20 protein-coding genes and 1 riboswitch are annotated in these 20,888 nt (G+C 37.6%); of the genes, 10 read left to right on the top strand and 10 right to left on the bottom strand.

The features are described 5' to 3' along the window. Positions 1-165: 165 nt before the first annotated feature. Positions 166-354 carry a hypothetical protein gene (locus V4T18_RS02060; RefSeq protein WP_332646011.1) on the bottom strand — a complete coding sequence of 63 codons (189 nt, stop codon included), beginning with the start codon at positions 352-354 and terminating at the stop codon, positions 166-168. A gap of 208 nt (positions 355-562) precedes the next feature. Beyond that, positions 563-1,072 (bottom strand): YfiT family bacillithiol transferase, encoded by a 510-nt coding sequence (locus tag V4T18_RS02055; protein WP_332646009.1) that lies wholly within the window; start codon positions 1,070-1,072, stop codon positions 563-565. Between the two features lie 191 nt (positions 1,073-1,263). Between V4T18_RS02055 and V4T18_RS02050 the strand changes: the two genes are divergently transcribed. Further along, on the top strand, positions 1,264-1,659 hold the full coding sequence (locus V4T18_RS02050; protein ID WP_332646007.1) for a cobalamin biosynthesis protein CobN: 396 nt from the start codon (positions 1,264-1,266) through the stop codon (positions 1,657-1,659). A gap of 93 nt (positions 1,660-1,752) precedes the next feature. Here V4T18_RS02050 and V4T18_RS02045 read toward each other — a convergent pair whose 3' ends face one another. From V4T18_RS02045 to V4T18_RS02035, 3 genes are all read right to left on the bottom strand, one after another. After that, complete coding sequence (locus V4T18_RS02045; protein WP_332646004.1) at positions 1,753-2,604, bottom strand: DegV family protein; 852 nt, start codon at positions 2,602-2,604, stop codon at positions 1,753-1,755. 182 nt (positions 2,605-2,786) lie between these two features. Next, complete coding sequence (locus V4T18_RS02040) at positions 2,787-3,149, bottom strand: hypothetical protein (RefSeq protein ID WP_332646002.1); 363 nt, start codon at positions 3,147-3,149, stop codon at positions 2,787-2,789. A 116-nt stretch (positions 3,150-3,265) separates the two neighbouring features. Next, positions 3,266-4,186: a phosphotransferase gene (locus tag V4T18_RS02035; RefSeq protein WP_332646000.1), complete on the bottom strand. Its 921-nt coding sequence runs from the start codon at positions 4,184-4,186 to the stop codon at positions 3,266-3,268. A gap of 323 nt (positions 4,187-4,509) precedes the next feature. On the opposite strand from V4T18_RS02035, the gene V4T18_RS02030 reads away from it, so the two are divergent. From V4T18_RS02030 to V4T18_RS01995, 8 genes are all read left to right on the top strand, one after another. Beyond that, positions 4,510-4,902, top strand: coding sequence for a RidA family protein (locus tag V4T18_RS02030; protein ID WP_332645999.1), 393 nt, complete (start codon positions 4,510-4,512; stop codon positions 4,900-4,902). 763 nt (positions 4,903-5,665) lie between these two features. Beyond that, positions 5,666-6,121 (top strand): hypothetical protein, encoded by a 456-nt coding sequence (locus V4T18_RS02025; RefSeq protein ID WP_332645996.1) that lies wholly within the window; start codon positions 5,666-5,668, stop codon positions 6,119-6,121. Between the two features lie 374 nt (positions 6,122-6,495). Continuing rightward, a riboswitch (purine riboswitch) is annotated at positions 6,496-6,596 on the top strand. 159 nt (positions 6,597-6,755) lie between these two features. Beyond that, positions 6,756-7,829 (top strand): NCS2 family permease, encoded by a 1,074-nt coding sequence (locus V4T18_RS02020; protein ID WP_332645995.1) that lies wholly within the window; start codon positions 6,756-6,758, stop codon positions 7,827-7,829. Positions 7,830-7,844: 15 nt separating this feature from the next. Next, positions 7,845-8,381: a phosphoribosyltransferase family protein gene (locus V4T18_RS02015; RefSeq protein ID WP_332645993.1), complete on the top strand. Its 537-nt coding sequence runs from the start codon at positions 7,845-7,847 to the stop codon at positions 8,379-8,381. Positions 8,382-8,761: 380 nt separating this feature from the next. After that, positions 8,762-10,057, top strand: coding sequence for a Na+/H+ antiporter NhaC family protein (locus tag V4T18_RS02010; RefSeq protein ID WP_332645990.1), 1,296 nt, complete (start codon positions 8,762-8,764; stop codon positions 10,055-10,057). Between the two features lie 275 nt (positions 10,058-10,332). Further along, positions 10,333-11,676, top strand: coding sequence for an amidohydrolase family protein (locus V4T18_RS02005; protein ID WP_332645988.1), 1,344 nt, complete (start codon positions 10,333-10,335; stop codon positions 11,674-11,676). A 366-nt stretch (positions 11,677-12,042) separates the two neighbouring features. Beyond that, positions 12,043-13,590, top strand: a complete 1,548-nt coding sequence (locus tag V4T18_RS02000) for a TcaA NTF2-like domain-containing protein (RefSeq protein ID WP_332645986.1) — start codon at positions 12,043-12,045, stop codon at positions 13,588-13,590. A gap of 9 nt (positions 13,591-13,599) precedes the next feature. Continuing rightward, positions 13,600-13,788: a hypothetical protein gene (locus tag V4T18_RS01995; protein ID WP_332645984.1), complete on the top strand. Its 189-nt coding sequence runs from the start codon at positions 13,600-13,602 to the stop codon at positions 13,786-13,788. A 328-nt stretch (positions 13,789-14,116) separates the two neighbouring features. Here the strand turns inward: V4T18_RS01995 and V4T18_RS01990 are convergent, their stop codons facing one another. Together V4T18_RS01990 and rlmD are read right to left on the bottom strand one after the other, a co-directional pair. After that, the gene (locus V4T18_RS01990) at positions 14,117-14,521 is read right to left on the bottom strand and encodes a GFA family protein (RefSeq protein ID WP_332645982.1); all 405 of its coding nucleotides are present in this window, start codon (positions 14,519-14,521) and stop codon (positions 14,117-14,119) included. 257 nt (positions 14,522-14,778) lie between these two features. Next, positions 14,779-16,140 carry a 23S rRNA (uracil(1939)-C(5))-methyltransferase RlmD gene (rlmD, locus tag V4T18_RS01985; RefSeq protein ID WP_332645979.1) on the bottom strand — a complete coding sequence of 454 codons (1,362 nt, stop codon included), beginning with the start codon at positions 16,138-16,140 and terminating at the stop codon, positions 14,779-14,781. Between the two features lie 176 nt (positions 16,141-16,316). On the opposite strand from rlmD, the gene V4T18_RS01980 reads away from it, so the two are divergent. Continuing rightward, positions 16,317-18,002 carry a methyl-accepting chemotaxis protein gene (locus V4T18_RS01980; protein WP_332645977.1) on the top strand — a complete coding sequence of 562 codons (1,686 nt, stop codon included), beginning with the start codon at positions 16,317-16,319 and terminating at the stop codon, positions 18,000-18,002. Positions 18,003-18,340: 338 nt separating this feature from the next. On the opposite strand, the gene cydS is transcribed toward V4T18_RS01980, so the two are convergent. Genes cydS through V4T18_RS01970 form a run of 3 tightly spaced genes read right to left on the bottom strand, consistent with a single transcriptional unit; the run spans position 18,341 to position 20,835 of the window. After that, positions 18,341-18,451, bottom strand: a complete 111-nt coding sequence (gene cydS / locus V4T18_RS18330) for a cytochrome bd oxidase small subunit CydS (RefSeq protein WP_442916886.1) — start codon at positions 18,449-18,451, stop codon at positions 18,341-18,343. Positions 18,452-18,466: 15 nt separating this feature from the next. Continuing rightward, positions 18,467-19,492, bottom strand: coding sequence for a cytochrome d ubiquinol oxidase subunit II (locus V4T18_RS01975; protein WP_332645975.1), 1,026 nt, complete (start codon positions 19,490-19,492; stop codon positions 18,467-18,469). Beyond that, on the bottom strand, positions 19,489-20,835 hold the full coding sequence (locus V4T18_RS01970) for a cytochrome ubiquinol oxidase subunit I (RefSeq protein WP_332645973.1): 1,347 nt from the start codon (positions 20,833-20,835) through the stop codon (positions 19,489-19,491). Before V4T18_RS01970 ends, V4T18_RS01975 begins: the two co-directional genes overlap by 4 nt. Positions 20,836-20,888: the final 53 nt, after the last annotated feature.

Raw genomic sequence — 20,888 nt, 5'->3', positions numbered from 1 at the left:
TCCCCTTTTGTAGTTTATTATCCCTTTTTCCTATATGTGAATAACATTCGTCATTTTTAAGGCAATTGCAGCCATAATGTACACGCTATTTCTAGTATTAGCACGTATTTCAGCGCTCAATCCTGTTTCTCCAGCTCTAAGTCTTTCATAATAGGGAAATACTTTTTAAAATTTATCTTTATAAATCGGTCGTGGCATTTTGATTTTACATGAGGGCTCTATTTCTGATCTTGTTACAATTAATCGATTCCCGTTTGATTTTAAATTAAAATGTAACCCTGTCTTAGTTTGGAGTGTCATCGGACTATCTTTACATTCATCTAATAAACTTCCCCATACTTCCTCGGCCTTCATATTACTACCTCCTCACACTCTTTTAAATTTATTAAATCTATTCTGACAAAAAAAGAACGAATTCCTCTAACAGGAATTTGTTCTCTAAATTTTTAATACTAACTCCAACTACACAGCCGTTTCAAAAAGTAATGCGTGTTGAGGGGATGATATAGAATGGATGGTAACTCATCTTAAAGAAATTATGAGGCTAGTTTTGTATATTGAATCATTTTGATAATGCCAATTTTATATGAGCTAAGTGATGCTCTTCGTGCCAAGCGAGCTTTGCAATCTTTGATGAAACTTTTATTTTGCCGTTTACTTGGTGAGTAAATGCTCGGTCCAGATCCTCTTCAGTTAAACTGTGTCCTAAAGATACGATACGCTCATTTACGCCTTCAAGAATTTTAATAGAGCTTTCAACCGGAAGCTCTGTATCCCGTTGAACAGCCCACTTTTCTTCATCGAAAGCTGGAACTGTTGGATTGTCATCTGTTAAAGCGAGCTTCAAACGTTGATACATTGTCAACTGAGAATCTGCAATGTGATGTACAAGCTGACGAACAGTCCATGCACCTTCACGATACGTTTTGCTTAATTCCTCATCCCTTAAAGAATCAACCGTTTCTCTTAATCGAACCTTGTATGTTTCGATCTGCTTTAACCATTCTTGAACATGTTCAAGTGTAACTTCTTCAGGAACTTGCAATTCTCCAATTGGGAATTTAACATCCATTTCCAAACCCCTTTTCCCGACTCAGTATTTACCAATTCATTGGTATTAACTTTTAATATAGCAATGGGCTAAGTCGTTGTAAACTTTCAACAAAAAACTACAAGATTTTATTCTCCTAGTTGCCTTATGAAACCCTTCTCTTTCCAAAACGTACTTATAGTTATTCATTCATTTAACAAGGCGGGACATTGATGTTAATAGCTTTTTATAGTACTCTTATTATCTTTTTAATTTTATTTATTGTAACGATAATTTATTTGGTCAGTCTTATAAAGCGGAAAAGGGCAACGGGCGGAAATGTCATAGCTTTATTCTTCCTGTTGCTATTAACAGGATTTGTTTCTGGTATTTATGGATTTGACTTTATTAAATTGCAAGCTGGAGAAGTAGAAAAGACGGAAGGGAATTGTTTTATTGAGTTTAATGATAACGGAAAAAGTATTGCAACGACTACGGTTGAAATAGACGAGAATGTCTATCAAATAAAAGGTGATACATACAATCATTTGCGGGATGGAACTTATGAATGTACAGTGCATTATTTACCAGTTACTAAAATTATTGAATCCCTCCACGTAGAAAAATAATAGGAATCAGTCTGCAATTTTTCTGATTCCTACTCATCTTTGTTCAACTATACTTCCCATTAGAATAACTTTCCGACACTGAGCTTGAGTACATTAATATTCTACCCCTGCAATGCCAAAGCCCCCAGGTCCAGCATGTGTGGAAATCATCGCACCTGCCCTCATCCACATTACATTTTCGAAACCTGCTTCCTTTGCGATTTCATCTATTCGTCTCTTAATACTTTCATCAAGTCCGATCGAGTAAATTAAATACAGCTGTTTTCGATCAATATCGTATTCGTGTAAGTAATCTCGCATGAGTTTTTCCGCCACTATGTTCATATTCCCACGATATTTTTTTGTTGATACAAGCTTCCCTTCTTGTAATTCGATGCACGGCTTTATTTTTAACAATGACCCGCCAATATAAGCAATGTTACTTACACGTCCACCCGCTTTTAGAAAGTCTAAACTGCCAGGAATGAAAGCTAGCCTAGTTTTTGGAACCACTGATTCTATTTTTTCTATTAAGAGATTATGGTCAATTGTCGGTTCTTCCTCAAGTAGAGTGGCCGCATATATCACGATTGCGGCTAATCCACCTGTCACGTTGAGCGTATCAATGAGGTAAATATCTTCAAAATCTTCTGCAGCAATTAACGCACTTTGAAACGAAGCTGATGCCTTTGACGTATAACCAATATGAATAATGATGCTATCAGGAAAATCCACTCTAATTTGTGTAAATAAATCCTGATACTCATGTACATTCGTTGCGGCTGTTGATGGTATTTTCTTGGTACGACTATGATACTCAAAAACTTCCTCTACAGATAGCTCACCGTCTAAGTAATCCTTCCCATCCATGATGACGTGCATCGGTACGACCCTAATTTGATATTTTTCAACCAGGTCTTTCGGTAAATCCGCTCCACTCTCTGTCGAAAAAATAATCCTTCTCATTGTACATCCCTTCCAAGTGCCACAGCCGTTCCTGTGTACTTAATTATTAGTATTTATTTTAAATATACACTAAAAGGTGGAATTATACATCGGAATATTCAGAAAACTAATCCACTATGTGTGGCATGTTATTCATCAACTACTATTAATTGTTCAACTAGTGCACCCGATCGATAAACTACTTAATCAAGATAGATTCTTTCTAAAGTAAAATCATTACGATTCTCATAAACCTTTAAGCGTACGAAAACTGATTTATCTTCTGATAAGTCATTCCAAATTTCAGTAATATTCCCCTCTCTGTATTCTTCGTTTTCAACTATGCTAAATGTATCTTTTTCGTTAAAATTAGATTCTTTAACGCCAAAGTATCCTTCTACAACGACAACATATTCATTATTATCTTGTTTTAATTCTCTAATTTCTATTGTTCCGAAATAGGTAGTTGAGGCATAGTAATTATAAAGAAAAATAAATAATAATACGCCCAAGATAATAATAATTTTCACTTTTCCAATTCTCTTCTTCCTCTTAATTACTACCATTTACCCCCACCCTTTCCGTAGTCTTCATTCTTCAACAAACCTGCCCCGTTAGTTCAATAACTTCAACAAAATCAATAAGCATGATATAAACTATAGTGAGCTTTTTTTCAAACTTCTTATATTAGTTTATAGCCAGCGCTATCAATCACAACATGGATCAAGCTGTTAAATAACTTTTGTTGAGAAGCATTTTGCCAATCCTCTTCATACTCAGCCATTAACCACATTACTTCATCGAGAAAAACGTGTTGTTTTGCCTTTTTCCAATAGGCTTTTTCATGATCGGTTAATACAATATATTCCCCATACCCTGATAAAAATAATTCCCATTCATCTATTGTAAAAACTCGGTTTGGGGCTTCTTCGTGCTCATTATGAAATAGTAGTAATGCCAGTGCTAGGTCAAAGATTCTTGGTACCCAAGCAGCATTATCAGGATCAATTAAATATGGTTCAGGGATTAACACTAAATTATTCGCTTTATAATCATGTGGCGTTGCAACATGGGGTAAGCCTGCATCGTAAATTTCCTGTTGACGCTCAACACTTTCAAGTAGCTTTGTTTTTAACCTTGGATCAATTGCAACTCCGGCTTTGTCTGCATGCTCTATAATTGCCGCCATACTCTCTTCTACTTCACTTTGATTAAAATCGTACACATCGTATTCAAGAAGATGGTATACATTTGAAGGAGGGGAAAAACTATGAATTTGTCCCAGCATTTTTCCAGCTTCGTAGATTTCTTTTTCTTTGCCAGAGTATTTCTCGCCCTCTATAAACCGATAAACAACATAATTTGTATCCTCAAATTTTTGTGGATTATCGGCTTGTAACTTAACAGGTGTTACAACATTTACCCCTTTATCCTTTAGCATATGGGTATACGCTATTACATTCTTTACTCTACTTTGCGTACGTTTTACAACAACATCCTTAGCACCATATTTCACTCGATACACTGGAGAATATGGATAAATGCTTACAGGCTCTTCTGCAGCTGTAAATCCAAATCTATTCAATATCTCTTTTCCATTCATTATTTTTAGCCACCTATCGTTATTATATAAAGCTCAACAATCTTCAAGTAAAACCTGCTGTTGATGCTATCGTCTTCAAACTGTTCAATTATGTACTCTAGTATGGTAACATCAATCTATAAAATATTACCAATTTTATAATGCCGTTTCCACTTACACAATAAAGAAAGGGAGTGTCTATACCATGAAAAAGAGAATACTTATGCTTTTATCTATGGGCTATGGGTACTCAACTGCAGTTTTCTTTTAGAAAAATAGAAATTGGTGGAGTCTGCCTTTTTTTAGAAGAGATGCAGAAAATTTATAATGAGTGAGGTAATATTATGAAAAACATTATTAGAAAAAACCCTAAGCTAATGCCGAATCCAGTGGGCGACTATAGTCATATCACTAGAGTGCCTCAGGGGGCAGCCTTAATCGTAACATCAGGGCAAATTGGAACAGATATGAAAGGCAATGTTCCGGAAAGTTTAAACGACCAAATAAGTAATACTTTTGTAAACATGAAAAAGGCTCTTGAATCAGAGGGGTTGTCTCAAGAGAATGTTATTAAGGTGAATATCTGGGCGACTGAAGAAATAGATTGGGATTATTTCGACCTTAAATGGAATGAGTTATTTCAGAATGAATACCCCTCTATGACAATTGCATATATATCAGCATTAGGATTACCTGAACTAAAAATAGAAATTGAACTATGGTGTGCTGAAATTTAATGGCGAAAAAGGAACAGTAATATAGGCAAGAGTTCGGTTAATGGAGAACCGTGTTCAGGGACACAATTCGCATATGAATCTGTGTCCCTGTTTTTGTTGTATCAACATTTTGACGCCTTATATCAATGAAATGGTACCTTGATCGGCACAAGAATTAGCAGTAGCGCATAAATTTATGAGCCTTTGTTATTTCCGTTGTTAAAAAACTTGCTAATTGGATATTAGAAAGATGCTCAAATAAATTAATTATTGTGAGATGAAGTTCTTTAACTAGCAGAGCAGTTTAGTTGAACAGTGTTATATAATAAATGGATATATTTAGTTTAAAAATCACATGTCTGTATAGGAGGGGATTGTATGTGGAGTTTTAGCACTTTAAAAGACAAACGTTATTGGATTCTTTTGATTCCAGCTATAACTATTTTGGTCTTGTTCGCTGTGTTTACCCCTAATTATATTGTTGAAAAATCATATTTTTTACCAATTTTTATAATTATGTTTATAGCTTTATTTTGGTCGACATACCATCTATGGACGTATTTAGGTGAGAAAAAGAAGAGAAATAATACGAATGACAGTTGCGATTTGTAATTTGCTTGTTCAATTAACAGAGGCTTTATTTGTTGAAGATCATTGAGCTGGTAGGCAGCTCTTTTTTTATTGAACTAAAGGGGCAGGATAGTTCAACAAGGAGCGATTGAAATATAATAAATATAGAGTTTTGGGGCATAATCATACTAATCAAATTTCAGGAGAATCGGAAATGAAAAAATTACTTTTTAACCTTATCTTCGTTCTAGTCATTCTTCCCTCGCAAACACACTCTGAGAATATTGTTGAAGAGTTTCCACCTTGTTCAGCAATACTTGAACCAACAAAAAACATACCTAACAATGCTAGAGGAGTAGTACTGATTTATAATATTGAAAGACAGTTTAATGATGAACGAACAAGTCTCAGTGTTCACGCACTTCATTTACCAAAACCATCTAGTTTCGGGGATTATAATGCTTATGAAGTATTAGCATATATCCCGAAAGAAATAAGTTGGATTTTCACGTTGTCCCCTGTAACTAAATACGGAGAAACTACTTGGGCTGGGAATTTGGATGAAGTTTCTCCTGGAATGCGACCTACTCGTATCAAAGTTCGGACAGTCAATACAGCGACAAAGAAAACGGGTCCTATTGTACTTGAAAAAATACTAAAATCTTGTTGAACTAACGGGGGCTTTAGTTCAATAAGTATAGTAAATTATTTTACCAAAAAGCGCTCAGAAATCTGAACGCTTTTACTTGTTTTTTATATAGCTAATTTACTGTTTGATGTACAAAAGTCAAAAAGGAATAAGTACATTATTGAAATTTAAACATTCATCTTCTTACAATAATTTTTTACACCATTTAACAATTACCCGCCCACTCCCCCTTTACATTTGTTCGTAAAAATATTTATTCACACTAACCCGCAATGTGAATATCGAGCACATTTTACTATATTAACGAACGATAATATTAGGGAAATATATTATTATTCGTTTTTATTTATTTTTGCAATTGTGAAATAGGTTCAAATATGTTATTTTATTATTTGCTAAAAAAATTCAATCACCCCCGTATAATCCTGATAATATGGTTCAGGAGTTTCTATGGAGCAACCTTAATTGCTCTACTATGGTTGGTGCATTTCTTTTATTGTATAGAGCGCATTATTTTATTGTATCGAGAGCATTTCTTATTTTATATAGATCGCATTTCAATTACTTTATTGGGCCTTTATCTTCATGAGGTTTTGTATCACGAATAGTGTCGTTTGTTGCTCCGCATATGGTGGCGTGTTGAGGGGAGAACAAGATGGACATTTGGAAGGACATATTAGCAGCACTTAGTGGCGTATTAAATGCTTTACCACAGGGTCTGCTCGCACTTACATTCGGTTTCGCTTCAATTCCTACTGCACTTGCATTTATAGTTGGTGCGTTTGGTAATGCAGCGACGAGTAGTGTCGCAGTGATTTCGTATCAGGCTGAAACCATTACATTAGCTGGTACAATGGGGAAAAACATGAGGGAACGACTCTCCATGATTTTCTTTGGAGCTGCCATTTTATTAGTTATCGGTCTTTTTGGTATTTTAGAAACTATTATTGACTGGATTGGACCTATCATTACGGCAGGTATGATGGCCGGTGTTGGACTTATGCTTTCTAAAGTAGCATGGGACATGGCGAAAAGTGATCGCATCGTCGGTATCGCTTCGATATTAAGTGCTTTCGTCGTGTACTTTGCAACGAAGGACTTAGTATACACAATCACAGCATCTGTTATTTTATCTAGTGTTGTGTATGCATTTACTAAAAAAGAAGGCAACAATCTTGCCGAACGCCCTGCAGTGAAAGAAGGGTTTCATTTACAAAAACTAATTGTCAACCCAATGGTTATTCGTGGAGCCTTAGCAATGGTATGTTTAAATATCGGAGCAAATATAGCGTTCGGTAAAATTAACGGTGAAATCGCCAATACGGATGTTAATGTAGATACGTTAACGGTAATTAGTAGCTTAGCAGATATGGTTTCTTCATTATTCGGTGGAGCCCCTGTTGAAATTGTCATTTCAGCAACTGCAAGTGCACCTCATGCTGTTTGGTCAGGTGTTTTGATGATGGTATTAATGGCCATCGTTCTAATTACAGGGCTTCTTCCTAAAATCGGAAAGTATGTACCAAGCTCTTCTATCGCTGGTTTCTTATTCGTCTTAGGTGCAATTGTTACTTTACCAGGTAATGCTGCAATGGCATTAACAGGCGAAGGTGCTGGAAATGGAATTGTTGGCGGTGTTACGATGGTTGTTACTGCGATTACCGATCCATTCCTTGGTATGGTGTCAGGAATCATTGTACAATTTCTTATGTCTTTATTCGGATTTTAATGGAGGATTCATACTATGAACACATATACATTGACTATCGGCTCTTTAACAAGAGAGCTCCCGATTATACCTATCTCTGATTCGTTAAGTATTGCTAGCTTTGTTATTCTTGGTGATACGGAAATCGTCAGCGTGACAGCACCTATGCTTGCTGATAAGTTACCAGAAGTTGATGTTTTAATTACAGCTGAAGCAAAAGGGATTCCCTTCGTTCATGAATTAGCGAAGTATTTGGGCATGCCGCGCTATATTGTCGCTAGAAAGTCAATCAAAGCGTATATGGAAGACCCCCTTGTTAGAGAAGTCAATTCAATCACAACACAAAAAGAGCAATTTCTCTGCCTTGATCGAAAGGATGCAGAATTCATTAAAGGCAAACGCGTTGCATTAATTGACGACGTCATTAGTAGTGGTGAATCCCTTCGCGCCCTTGCAGAGCTTGTTGAAAGTGCAGGCGCAAATATCGTCGCACAAGCAGCGATTTTAGCAGAAGGCGACGCAGCAAATCGCGACGACATTATCTTCTTAGAAAAGCTACCACTTTTTGAGTAACCTGTAGTAGGTATAGTCTTTTAACAAATAGAAACACCTTTGGCTAAGTAATGAGCTGGAGGTGTTTCTTCGTTTTATTGCTTTTTGGACATTATAATTTTATACACTTGTCAAAGTCTATTTTAGCCTAAAAGTAACTTCGCTTTTATATTATTCTGAAATAACAAACAAATTGACTTAACACCAACTTTCTTATATTCTAAAATTTATTTGATTATTGTGGGATGCCATAATGAACGCTTTTCATTGAAGTAGTAGATATTATGCTCAGCCCTACAAAATTTTCTCTATAAATACATGCATTCTAGCATAGGTGGTGGCTCTTCTTATTCATTTTAGAAGAGGGCTTATTTGTATGTTAACTGATAAAGGAGGAAGAAATGCAAAAAGGAAATCCGTGGGCATTAATTCCAATTGTTGTATTTTTAATTTTGTTTATCGGCTCAGGAATTGTATTAAATGATTTTTATGCATTCCCTGTAATCGTTGCCATTTCGATTGCAAGCACTGTTGCCCTTTTCATGAACCGCAAAGAAACGATCACAAAAAAAATTGAAACCTTTACGACCGGCGCCGGGAATTCGAACGTCATGTTAATGGTGATTATTTTCTTACTTGCCGGTGCATTTTCGGAAACTGCAAAAGGAATGGGTGCTATTGAAGCAACAGTAAACTTTGCACTCTCCATCCTGCCACAAAACTTATTAGTTGTTGGCTTATTCATAATCGCCTGTTTTATATCTTTAGCAATGGGCACTTCAGTTGGAACGATTGTTGCCCTCGCCCCAATAGGTTTAGCGATCGGGGAGCAAACAGGACTTTCAATACCGCTATTAATGGCAACTGTTATTGGTGGGGCTATGTTTGGCGATAATTTATCATTTATTTCGGATACAACTATAGCATCTGTCCGCTCACAAGGCGCAGAAATGAAAGACAAATTTAAGGTTAACTTTTTCATCGTATTACCAGCAGCAATTGTCACATGTGTTATTTTAGCCTTTTTGACGCTAAATTCCACAGCCCAAGTAACACATGCTAGCTTCTATTGGTACAAATTGATTCCTTATTTATTTGTCATTGTTTTTGCTTTGATTGGCGTAAATGTCTTTACCGTATTAGGTAGTGGGATCCTCCTCGCTGGAACTATCGGCTTAATTGATGGTAGTTATGAGGTGATGTCATTTATCAACGCAATTGGAAACGGTACTAGCAATATGTTTGAAATGGCGTTTTTAGCGATGTTAATTGCCGGTATGGTCGAGGTCATTAAGTATAATGGAGGCATTGATTTTATCGTAAGTGTTGCAACGCGTAAAATTAAGTCGCAGAAGGATGCTCAATTTGCAATGGCAGGTTTAGTTGGTTTAACCGACCTTTCAACTGCCAATAATACGATTGCCATTATGATTGCTGGACCATTAGCAAAAAAAATTGCCGATCAATACGATATTGAGCCACGTAAATCAGCAAGCATCATCGACATTTTTTCATGTGTCGTTCAAGGTATCATTCCGTACGGTGCACAATTTTTAGCAGCTGCCAGTATCGCCGGCATTTCCCCTATTTTAATTATGCAATATTCGTATTACTCCCTTTTAGTAGGAGTCTGCGGAGTCATTGCGATCCTCATCGGTTATCCGAAAACTAAAAATAAACCTATTCAAAAATCGTAAATGTATTCGCATTTACGATCTTTTTGCATTAACTACAATCCAAAATGCTGTGCCGAAATTCCCAATGAAAACCGGATTTTCGGCACAGCTATTTTTCATGGCATGGAGCTGACTCTAACCATGCGACAGCTTCAACAGTGTGGAAACTTCCTTGAGCATTATTACACTTAATGACATAATAAACGCAATGAGGTATGTAAAAAAAATCCAACCTATAATACATCATGCCTCCAGCTCTTCATAATGCATTACATAAAAGTTTAAGGAGGTAAAAAATGAGTCATTTAATTATTAAAAATGGAACAATCATTGATGTGGAAAATGGAGTGTCTTATGTAGGTACGATCGAAGTAGAGAGTAATCTGGTGAAAAGAATATTCAAAAGTGATGATGTGTTACCAGAAGGGGTATATACGATTGATGCTGAAGGTAAATATATTATCCCTGGCTTAATCGATATGCATTGTCATATTAATGAGCGATTTGCTCCCCATTTCGTTGCATCAGGAGTAACAACAATACGTAATACTGCTGGTAATGTTCTTTTACTAAAAAACTTAATTGAACAACCGGATGATGCACCAACACCACGAGTGTACGCATCTGATAGAATGATTGACGGAACACCTGGTCAATGGGGTCCAACAAGCTATGGTGCTCTCGTAACAGACGACCCAGAAGAAGCGAGGAAGGAAGTTCGTAGACAAGTAGAAGTGGGCGCAAAGTTTGTTAAATTGTATGGATGGATTAAAAGAGATGTGATGGCAGCAGCTGTAGATGAGGCGAAAAAGTATAACTTGGAAGTTGCCATTGATTTGGTGAATTCGAAAGATGTAACTGCTCTAGATGCAGCTGAGTGTGGGGTTACTTGGATTGAACATACATCGGGTTTTGCCCATGAGATGTATAAAGGGTGGAATTTATTTGTTGACCATGAGGAATGGGGTCATATCGATTGGGAAAACCCTGATCAAGAAAAAATTAAGGACCTTTGCGAAAAAATGTTGGCTTACAATGTGAAATTATGCCCAACAATGGTTATTTACGATCAATCTATCAAATATCCTGAGTTTTGGTCTCCTAAAAATATTGTTATAGAATCCGCTTCAAAGATAAATTTCATTGCGGAATATTGGAATCAACAAGCGGAACATGTAGAGTCGATAAAAAAATATAATGCCAAAACACATAACTTAGATAAAGCCATTGCTAAAATATACTATGATATGGGCGGAACAGTAGTTGCGGGAACGGATACGCCTGGCCTATTATACACATACCCTGGTATGGTTTTACACCGTGAACTCGAAATATTTGTGGAAATTGGCTTTACAGAATTGGAAGCTTTACAAGCAGCGACAGTCAATGCGGCAAAATCGATTCATCTGGATGGAATTGGAGTAATTAAAGAAGGATTTATCGCTGATTTAGTTATCTTAAACGAAGATCCATTAGAGAACATCCAACATACACAGGATATCCATATCATTGTAAAAGGCGGTAAACCTTATACACAAGAGGAAATACTGAGCCATATCCCGAGTGAGGATGAAGTGGAGAAATCAATGGCCAAATTTGTGGAACAATGGGAAGCAATAGCGGAATTAAGGGTTAAATGAGATTTGCCTTAAAGTAAACTCATTCTTCAATATTGAAAATGTCATTTTTAGCTTCATTAAATTGATTGGCAATATAGTTTCTTATCATTTCTTCTGTTGCAATCACATTTTAATATTTGCATAAAAATGATAAGCACTACATAATTTACTCACAGTTCCTTAGCTAAAAGACTTTTAATAAAATATAAAAAGAATGCTATTCTAATATACAGCTAAATCATGGTAAAATTTAGTTGTTATATGCTCGTTTTATGGAATTTAAATCGTAATTATAAACCCCTCCACAAAAAGTACTACATATTTTGGAGGGGAAAACTAACATTTAAGTTCCTATAACTATTACATAAAAAGGATATGGATATTAGGATGAAAGAGAAAAAAATATGTGAAAACAACGCATGTCAGTACGAAAATGATGCCAACACGAACTTTTGTGTACAATGTGGAGCGCTGTTTACAACGAATGGCGCATCTACATCTACACCGGTACCAGCAACACTTTTAGGAACGGAAGTATGTGAGCACGAGAATAACGGAAACGGGAAATTTTGTATAAAGTGCGGAGAACCCTTTGTAAATGACTTGGAGCCTTCAGCCACGGCAACAAATCATGAACCTAAAGGTAGTGACCAAGTACCACCTATTCAAAAGAAGAAATCTCCTTCGTTTCTTAATAAGAAGTTGTTGATTATGTTAGGTGCGCTCTTAGTCGTGTTATTTGGTAGCTATTGGATTTTAGAAAAAACATTTAGTAACAAAGATAGTTTAATAGCAACATTAGAGCAAGTGGTAGTGTCAGACGACGCAGACAAATTTTATGAAGCGTTAACAATTAATGATGCTTCGGACGTAGAGAAAAAAGCATACAAACAGTATTTAAAAGAAAATGATGTTAGTGAAATCGCAAATACATTAGTAAAATCGATTAGCGTATTACACGAGAGCGATCAGCTATTAACACAAGTTGCAACGGAAGATTCAGAGGTTGACCAATTTAAAGTTATTAAAATAAAAAAATTCGGGTTGTTCAATTCTTACGAAATTCAGCCTATTAAGTTTAAAGTATTTGCAGAAACAAATAGTAATGCGATTGAAGTAAGTATAGATGGTCAAAACAAGAGGTTATCAACAGACGAAAGCGTAAGTATCAGTAAATATTTACCTGGAAAATATCCATATACAGTGTTATGGGAGACTGAAATTGGCTCGGTAACAGTAGAGCGTCAAGTTGATATTTGGCCGAGTGAATCCAACGTGTTAGATGGTAGTTTGCCAATGTATGAAGTCGATTTGATCGACGGACCATACGATGAATGGAACTATTTAATTAATGGCAAGCAGCTTAACTTAAAGAAATACATAGTCGATGGTCGATTTGTTGTGCCAGAAGGTGTGGAATTTAAGCTAGTCGCTACTTTTAAAGAAAACGGTGTTTTATACGAGTCAGAACCAGTACAAATTAATGGTAGTGCTTATCCGGAGTTTAGCTTCCTAAAATACGAGCAAAAGCTTGAACTAGAAGCGGCCAAACAGGAGTTAGAACGTGAGAAAGAATATGCCAAGCAAGTGGCTGAGTCAGAAATTTCATCTTTAATTCAAAACTACTTAACTATTTATTCGTACGGCTATGTGGATGCTTTAAATACGGTAATCTCAACAGACTCAGCATTTTACGCGCAACAAGCGAAATATTTACAAAGCCTTCTTGATAAAAATACACAAGCAGAAATTGATGAGTACGATATTGTAAGCGTTCAAGAAAATGGTGGTGGAAGCTATACAGTTACAGTAGACGAGCTTTACACGATTATCAAACCAGATGCTAACCCAAAAGAAGTTAAACAAAAATCGATTTACACAGTGAAATTAATCGATGGTGAGTATCTTATTACGGGATTAAAGCTAGGGCAATAAATATTTGCATTGCAATTATTTAAGAGTCCTAGCTCTAAAATTGAAACACTAGTACAGCAGCTAAATATAATAAAAAATGAAGAAGTAGAAGTCCTTGTGGATAAGGATGTATTAAAAGCATATATCCTTAGTCAGTTAAACCCAGAACAACCACTCACAGAGCTTACACCTACAATCTTAGCTCGTTTCATTAACTAAATAACAATAAAAGCAGACGGCCAATTAGAAGTGCATTATCTCACTTCTAAACCGTCTGCTTTTTATGTTTCATACAATATTAAATTAGATATACCAAAGACCATCCTTATAAAGAGTAAGTTGCAGAGATTAGTCAACTAACTCCAACCACGCAACCGCTTCACAATATAGTATCACGTTAGTCTTATACAATTTGACAAATTCAACGTTGCAGGGGTAAATACTTATTTCCTATGCCCCATGAAACTAAAGTGTCAGTTCTATTGATGATTTCTTACCAATTGTTATCAAAATGTAAAACGCTAATGAGGAATAATGATTCTTATCTTCATTCATTTGGGAGTTCTTCAAACTTTGGTACTTTCTCAAGCTCAGCATCCCAATTTGCTTTATTTGCATAATAGATATGTCCTTGCGGCTTTATGTTTATATCACTGTCAATACTTCCTGCAGGCACGACCAGTAATTTTCCATCCATTTGTATATTTGGCAAAGCCGATCCACAATTAGTACAAAAACTTTTTATGTGCCCTTCTGAACGAAAATTAAAAGTTTTAGATTTTTCTTGACCAGACAGCCACCTTAGCTTGGCTGTAGAAGAAAATAGATTGGCTGCATGCGCTGAACCTGTATCTTTGCGACATCGCTCACAATGGCAAAGATAAAAATTTTCAAAATCTCCTTCTATTTGGTAAGTAATTTCACCACAAAGGCATGATCCTAAATATTTCATAATCAACTTCCCCTTCTTAATAAGTTCATTGCTTCATTAAAAAGTCTACACTGTTACTTAATATTAGCTCATTCTGAACATAGCATTCAACTTAACACGTGAGCTATTCATCAGTAACTTACCTTTTGTTAAATCGTCCAACCATTTTCGAAAAACGCACTTTGATCAGATTATCAAAAATACTATTTCTTTTTCCACAGACTAGAAACACACGAAAGCATCTAGTGAGTATAGGCTGAAACCCTTGATTCTATTCACTATTTTCTTGTCAGCAGACAGACGGTCTCAACATGCGTCGTATGCGGGAACATATCCACTGGCTGAACTTCCTGCGTCTTGTATCCGCCGTCCTCTAGGATGCGGAGGTCGCGGGCTAGTGTGGCTGGGTTGCAGGATACGTAGACAACACGTTTTGGCTTTTGCTCGATAATTGTGCGAAGTAACTCTTCGTCACAGCCTTTGCGTGGTGGATCGACGACGAGGACGTCTGCTTCCTTGCCTTCCTTGTACCAGCGTGGAATGACTTCTTCGGCCGCGCCTGCTTCAAAGTAAGTGTTGGTGAAGCCGTTCAGCTCGGCGTTGCGTTTTGCATCCTCAATCGCTTGTGAGACGATTTCTACGCCCATCACATGTCCGGCTTTTTGAGCTAGGAAGAGCGAGATGGAGCCGATGCCACAGTATGCATCGATCACACATTCATTTCCTTCAAGTCCTGCATAGTCGAGTGCCTGCTTGTACAGCACCTCCGTTTGCTCAGGGTTTACTTGATAAAATGAGCGAGCTGAGATTTCAAAGCGTACGTCGCCGATCTTATCTTCAATCGTATCCTTGCCCCATAGTGTAATCGTTGTGTCGCCAAAGATGACGTTGGTTTTCTCGCCGTTTACGTTTTGGACAATCGACGCAACATTCGGCACAAGGCGCTGAATCACTCCGACCACGGCGTCTTTTTGTGGCAATTTGCGTGATTTTGTCACAAGCACAACCATTACTTCATTTGTTGCACGACCTTTTCGAACAACAACATGGCGCAACTGGCCACTATGAGAGGCCTCATTGTAAGGCTGGAGACCTAGCTTCGTCAGCTCCCCTTTTAGTCCTGCTAAAACTGCATCCGCTTCACCTGTTTGGATTAAACAGCGCTCCATATCGACAATGCTATGTGATTTCGTTTTATAAAATCCCGCAATGGCACCCTCTTCGCCTTGAGCGAATGGAATTTGTGCTTTATTGCGATAGCTCCACGGATGCTCCATACCCTTTACAGGTAACACGGGTGCATCTATCTTCCCTAAGCGCTGCATCACATTTTGAACCATTTTTTGCTTCCACTTCAATTGCCCCTCGTATGATAAGTGCTGCAATTGACAGCCGCCACACTGCTTAAAATATTCACAAGGCGCTTCTACACGATCCGGTGATGGCTCGATTATTTCAACAACCTTTGCAAAGCCGTAGTTTTTTAATGTTTTTAAAACATGCACTTCCACTTTTTCTCCCGGCAATGCACCTTGGATAAATAATGGATAGCCATCTATTTTGGCGACACCATTTCCGTCATGTGTTAAATCCTCTATATAAACAATGGCACGTTCATTTTTTTGTATTGGTACAGTCATGTTTTGTCCTCCATTTCAATTCTTTTATTGTAGCATGTGTTGGCAAAAAACTACTCATTAAAGTTAATTCGTGAAAAAATGAGCAATAATTCATTTGTCATTATCAGGTAAATTATTTACAATCAATAGTAAACATAGTAAAAAAATAATAGGAACTAGGAAAGGAGACACCTTTTATGTCTGTTCGAAAAAAATTGAATATAGGGTTTTTAGTACTATCATCGATTGTATACATTTCACTAATCATCATGTCTGTTCAATTTTACAGAGTCAGTGAAAAAGTAGAGGAAACGATAGATTCTCGAATCGTTCAGCTACAAATAGGTAAAGATATACAAAACGAGCTCATCTCTCAAGGTATGTACGCCCGTGCCTTTATTCAGGAGCAATCACAGGATAACCTACAATTACTAGATTCTCACAAGGAGCAGTTGGAGGCCTCTCTTCTAAGCCTAACAGAAATCGCTTCTTCTAAAGAGGTAAAGGGTTATGCAAATTCGCTAACTGAAAAAAACAAAGAAGTTCAACAGATTCTTCTAGAGGTTCAAGATAAGGTAGAAAAAAGTGAATTAAATACGGCTATTTCCCTAATGAATGTTAATTTTTCAGTAGCCTATGAAGAAATGCATGCTACTCTCGTACAATTAATCGATTATCAGCAAAGTAAGCTCGATGAAATTGCAGCTAGTACAAAAAGGACCGCTACTATCTCTACCTTATTAGCGATTAGCTGTATTGTTGTGACAATTATTATTTCTTCATTCCTAATGATTTACGTTCGTCGAGAAATTACGGGTCCACTTCACAAAGTAGTAGCGGCGGCTAAACTCATAGCAGATGGGGATTTAACGGTTGAAGACACTAATTATTCGAAAAAGGATGAGATTGGTGATTTATCCCTTGCCTTTAATACAATGAAGCATAACTTATTGAATATTTTACAGAGCATCCAAGCGAATACAAATCATTTATCGGCCTCTGCAGCTCAGCTTTCTAAAAGTACAGAGGAAATGTCCGCCTCTTCGATGGATATCGCTCAGCGTGTAAACGAAACATCGGATATGGCCAGTCGTACAACAGCGGCAGCTAAAGAAAGTGCCATTGCGATGGAAGAAACGGCAACGGGTGTCCAGCGAATTGCAGAGGCTACGCAATTTCTTCACCAAAATGCGCTGAATTCAACAGCCTCAGCTCATACTGGTGTAGAAACAGTTGAGAAAGCTCAAACTCAAATGAGCGTTATTTCTGATTCAACGACGCTTATTTCAGAATTAACAACGAAGCTTAGTAAGCAGTCAGAGGAAATTAATAGTATGACAAAGGTAATCACAGACATTACTGATCAAACTAATCTTCTTGCTTTAAATGCTGCTATCGAGGCAGCACGAGCAGGTGAACACGGCAAAGGCTTTGCTGTGGTTGCTGATGAAGTAAAAAAACTAGCCGAGCAATCGAAGGATTCTGCTACTCGAATTGTTCAACTCACTGAAGAAATACAAAATGATACGAAGAATGTGGAAAAAGCCGTGATGGATGGCTTACACTCCGTTTCAGAGGGTGTCCATATTATTGAACATGCTGGAGAGACTTTTACGGCAATTGCTAATAATATTGTCGGGATTACAAATCAAATCGAAGAAATTTCAGCAACATCGGAGCAAATTTCAGCAAGTGCTGAAGAAGTATTAGCATCCGTCAATGAAATTGCGTATAACACAGAACAAACGTCATCTAACTTTACTAGAATAGCTGAGACGACAGATGAGCAATCAGACAAAACAATCCAAATCAATGACGTATCATTAGACCTCAGCAATAACGCCCAAGAGCTCCAAGTACTTGCGAAGAAGTTTAAGCTGTAATTTAGACAAAGTTATCAGCTCGCAGTGCACTTAGCTATTAAAAAAACTGCACCTCCAATTGTTATAGTGTCTAACAATTGGGGGCAGTTCACTTCGAGATATACGAAGTTGCATTTTTTAAGTCCAGCCACTTTCATAAAAATATTCTTTATATAAAATGGACAAGACTCTTTAAAGCACATGAAGTGAAGGGCGGCGACTCCAGCGGGAAAAGCGAGAAAGTCGAGACCCCACAGGAGTGAAGCATGAACGACGAGGAGGCTCGACCTCGCCCGCGGAAAGCGTCCGCCCGTAACGGAATGTGCCATCTAGTACACATTTGGGTGAAGAGACTTATTTTATTTCTTTTCTTTAGTAACTTGTCGATCCATCGGTGCCCATAAGAAAGCTAGGACAATACCAATAATCACAACGATAAACGGTGCATAGAACATAATAAATGCATCCATTGCTAGCGCCTCCTTTTACGCATGATTGTCTTCTTTTCCTGTAACGTAATTTTTGTTAAACAGGAATAGCTTCAGCAGTAAATATAGGGATGGTAGTAGTAAGCCTAAACCTAATATAAACACGACCACTAGGGCTATCGCCATTTGCTTACTCGTAAAGCTATCATAAATCGTTAAATACGGATACAGTAAATATGGGTATTGCGCGATGCCATAGGCGAAAAAGGCAAAGGCGAATTGGGCAATTAATAGACCTACCGCTAAACCATATTTTTTACGCATCCATAGGAGACCAATCGTAATAACAAAAAGCACTGCTGAAATCGCGAACATCCACCACAGGTCCACCATACTCTCATAGCTTTCCCGGTTGATGGATTTCATTTCATACATAATCCCAAGTGCAGCAACCATTAAAGGCACAGCCCATAGGAGGGCGTATTTTCGCATAAGGCTTGTCGCCTCTTTATCATTTGCCTTATGTGCATACCACGTTAGGAATACAGCTGAAATATAGAGCACTGCGGCGATACTAAGAACAACAATGCTCCATGCAAATGTACTCGTGTACAGCGTCCAATAATTTAATACCGGCTGTTCGTTGACGATATCAACGTAGCCACCACCTGCGATCGCGAATACGACAGAAAGAGAAGCTGGAATGAGTAAGCCTGCTACACCATACGTCAACGTGTAGCCGATATGTCCGCGCGAGCCGTAAGCCTCAAAAGCATAGTACGATCCTCGAATGGCTAGTAGCACAAGTGAAATGCTCACCGGTACAAGTAAAATCGTGCCATAGTAAAAGGCCGTTTGTGGGAAAAAGCCAACAATTCCAACAAAAAAGAACACTAGGAAGACATTCGTTACTTCCCATACTGGTGATAAATAGCGTTGAATAATATTCGTTAAAATATGGTTTTTACCGACGAGTAAACTGTAAGCATTGAAAAAGCCAGCTCCAAAATCAATGGAAGCGACAATGACATAGCCAAATAAGAAAATCCAGAGCACTGAAATTCCTAATATTTCTAACGTCATAAAATATCACCGCCTTTTTCTGAATGACGATCGGCAATTTCTCGTTCAATAGGATTCTTTTTAAACATTCGAGTTAATACAACAACACTGCCTATTCCTAGAACTAAATAGACGCCTGCAAATAATACCAGCATCCAGTCTACATGATCGCTTGTCGTAGCACCCTCTGATGTTCGCATAAGACCATATAAAATCCACGGCTGTCGCCCAACCTCTGCTAGCCACCAGCCGGCTTCAATCGCAATAATTGAAAGCGGGCCACCTGCAACGATTATCCAACGGAACCAACGACTATGAATGAACTGCCAGCCTCGCCCTTTTCCAACAACATACAGGATTGAAACGAGCGCCATAAACATGCCGATAAACACCATAATATTAAATAAATAATGAATATACAGCGGCGGTCGATCTTCCTCTGGGAATTGATCTAAACCGATTACCTCTGCATTCGGATTATTATGCGCTAAAATACTTAGGGCATAAGGAATTCTAATTTCATACTTTATTTCCCCATCTTGCATAATCCCGAATAAGATTAACGACGCTTTATCCTCTGTTTCAAAATGCCATTCTGCTGCAGCTAATTTTTCTGGCTGATATTCTGCTAAATATTTTCCGGAAAAGTCCCCGATAACGGCTGCTGCAATAGAAAAGATCAAACCAATTTTCATGAGTAAGAATAAAGACTTTTTATGGTACACATGATCCGAGCCCTTTAGCATTCGATAGCCTGCAATAGATGCTAGCACAAAAGCAGAAGTCATATACGCTGTTACGAGCACATGCGCCACCTTTGTCGGCATAGAGGGGTTAAACATCGCTAGAAACGGTTGAATATTTACTAGCTGTCCGTTAACAATATCAAAGCCCTGCGGTGAGTTCATAAAAGCATTCACAATCGTAATAAATACGGCCGACATCGAGGCCCCAACTGCAACTGGGATAAGCAGAAGCATGTGCTTTTTCTGACTATCAAATCGATCCCAAGTGTATAGGTAAATCCCTAAAAAGATTGCTTCAAAGAAAAACGCAAAGGTTTCCATGAATAGCGGCAGGGCGATCGTTTGACCTGCCATCCTCATAAAGTTTGGCCATAGCAAGGATAATTGCAGACCAATTGCTGTCCCGGTTACAACACCTACTGCTACTGTTATTACGAATCCCCGCGCCCAGCGCCTAGCCATTAAAATGTAGTGCTCATCGTTCTTTTTGTATCCCGTCCACTGAGCAATCATAATCATTAGCGGTACACCGACGCCAATAGTAGCATAAATAATATGGAATGATAACGTCAGTTCTGTTAAAACTCTACTCCAAAAAACTGCTGATTCATTCACCATTTGTTAATCCTCCTTAACCGCTAAATACTTTTCCAAGAATGGAGAGTAGCATA

Source organism: Lysinibacillus sp. 54212, from assembly GCF_036662795.1.
Classification (GTDB): domain Bacteria; phylum Bacillota; class Bacilli; order Bacillales_A; family Planococcaceae; genus Lysinibacillus_B.
Note: the sequence above shows the minus strand (reverse complement) of the source record. Positions and strands in the feature narration are given on the sequence as shown.

Excerpts from the sequence above, each read along its gene's own strand:
- V4T18_RS02045 (WP_332646004.1), bottom strand. The coding sequence starts at position 2,604 with ATGAGAAGGATTATTTTTTCGACAGAGAGTGGAGCGGATTTACCGAAA.
- V4T18_RS02050 (WP_332646007.1), top strand. The coding sequence starts at position 1,264 with ATGTTAATAGCTTTTTATAGTACTCTTATTATCTTTTTAATTTTATTT.
- V4T18_RS02030 (WP_332645999.1), top strand. The coding sequence starts at position 4,510 with ATGAAAAACATTATTAGAAAAAACCCTAAGCTAATGCCGAATCCAGTG.
- V4T18_RS01970 (WP_332645973.1), bottom strand. The coding sequence starts at position 20,835 with ATGGTGAATGAATCAGCAGTTTTTTGGAGTAGAGTTTTAACAGAACTG.
- V4T18_RS01975 (WP_332645975.1), bottom strand. The coding sequence starts at position 19,492 with ATGACGTTAGAAATATTAGGAATTTCAGTGCTCTGGATTTTCTTATTT.
- V4T18_RS02020 (WP_332645995.1), top strand. The coding sequence starts at position 6,756 with ATGGACATTTGGAAGGACATATTAGCAGCACTTAGTGGCGTATTAAAT.
- V4T18_RS02060 (WP_332646011.1), bottom strand. The coding sequence starts at position 354 with ATGAAGGCCGAGGAAGTATGGGGAAGTTTATTAGATGAATGTAAAGAT.
- V4T18_RS02025 (WP_332645996.1), top strand. The coding sequence starts at position 5,666 with ATGAAAAAATTACTTTTTAACCTTATCTTCGTTCTAGTCATTCTTCCC.
- V4T18_RS02055 (WP_332646009.1), bottom strand. The coding sequence starts at position 1,072 with ATGGATGTTAAATTCCCAATTGGAGAATTGCAAGTTCCTGAAGAAGTT.
- rlmD (WP_332645979.1), bottom strand. The coding sequence starts at position 16,140 with ATGACTGTACCAATACAAAAAAATGAACGTGCCATTGTTTATATAGAG.
- V4T18_RS02005 (WP_332645988.1), top strand. The coding sequence starts at position 10,333 with ATGAGTCATTTAATTATTAAAAATGGAACAATCATTGATGTGGAAAAT.
- V4T18_RS01990 (WP_332645982.1), bottom strand. The coding sequence starts at position 14,521 with ATGAAATATTTAGGATCATGCCTTTGTGGTGAAATTACTTACCAAATA.
- V4T18_RS02035 (WP_332646000.1), bottom strand. The coding sequence starts at position 4,186 with ATGAATGGAAAAGAGATATTGAATAGATTTGGATTTACAGCTGCAGAA.
- V4T18_RS01980 (WP_332645977.1), top strand. The coding sequence starts at position 16,317 with ATGTCTGTTCGAAAAAAATTGAATATAGGGTTTTTAGTACTATCATCG.
- cydS (WP_442916886.1), bottom strand. The coding sequence starts at position 18,451 with ATGGATGCATTTATTATGTTCTATGCACCGTTTATCGTTGTGATTATT.
- V4T18_RS02000 (WP_332645986.1), top strand. The coding sequence starts at position 12,043 with ATGAAAGAGAAAAAAATATGTGAAAACAACGCATGTCAGTACGAAAAT.
- V4T18_RS02040 (WP_332646002.1), bottom strand. The coding sequence starts at position 3,149 with ATGGTAGTAATTAAGAGGAAGAAGAGAATTGGAAAAGTGAAAATTATT.
- V4T18_RS02015 (WP_332645993.1), top strand. The coding sequence starts at position 7,845 with ATGAACACATATACATTGACTATCGGCTCTTTAACAAGAGAGCTCCCG.
- V4T18_RS02010 (WP_332645990.1), top strand. The coding sequence starts at position 8,762 with ATGCAAAAAGGAAATCCGTGGGCATTAATTCCAATTGTTGTATTTTTA.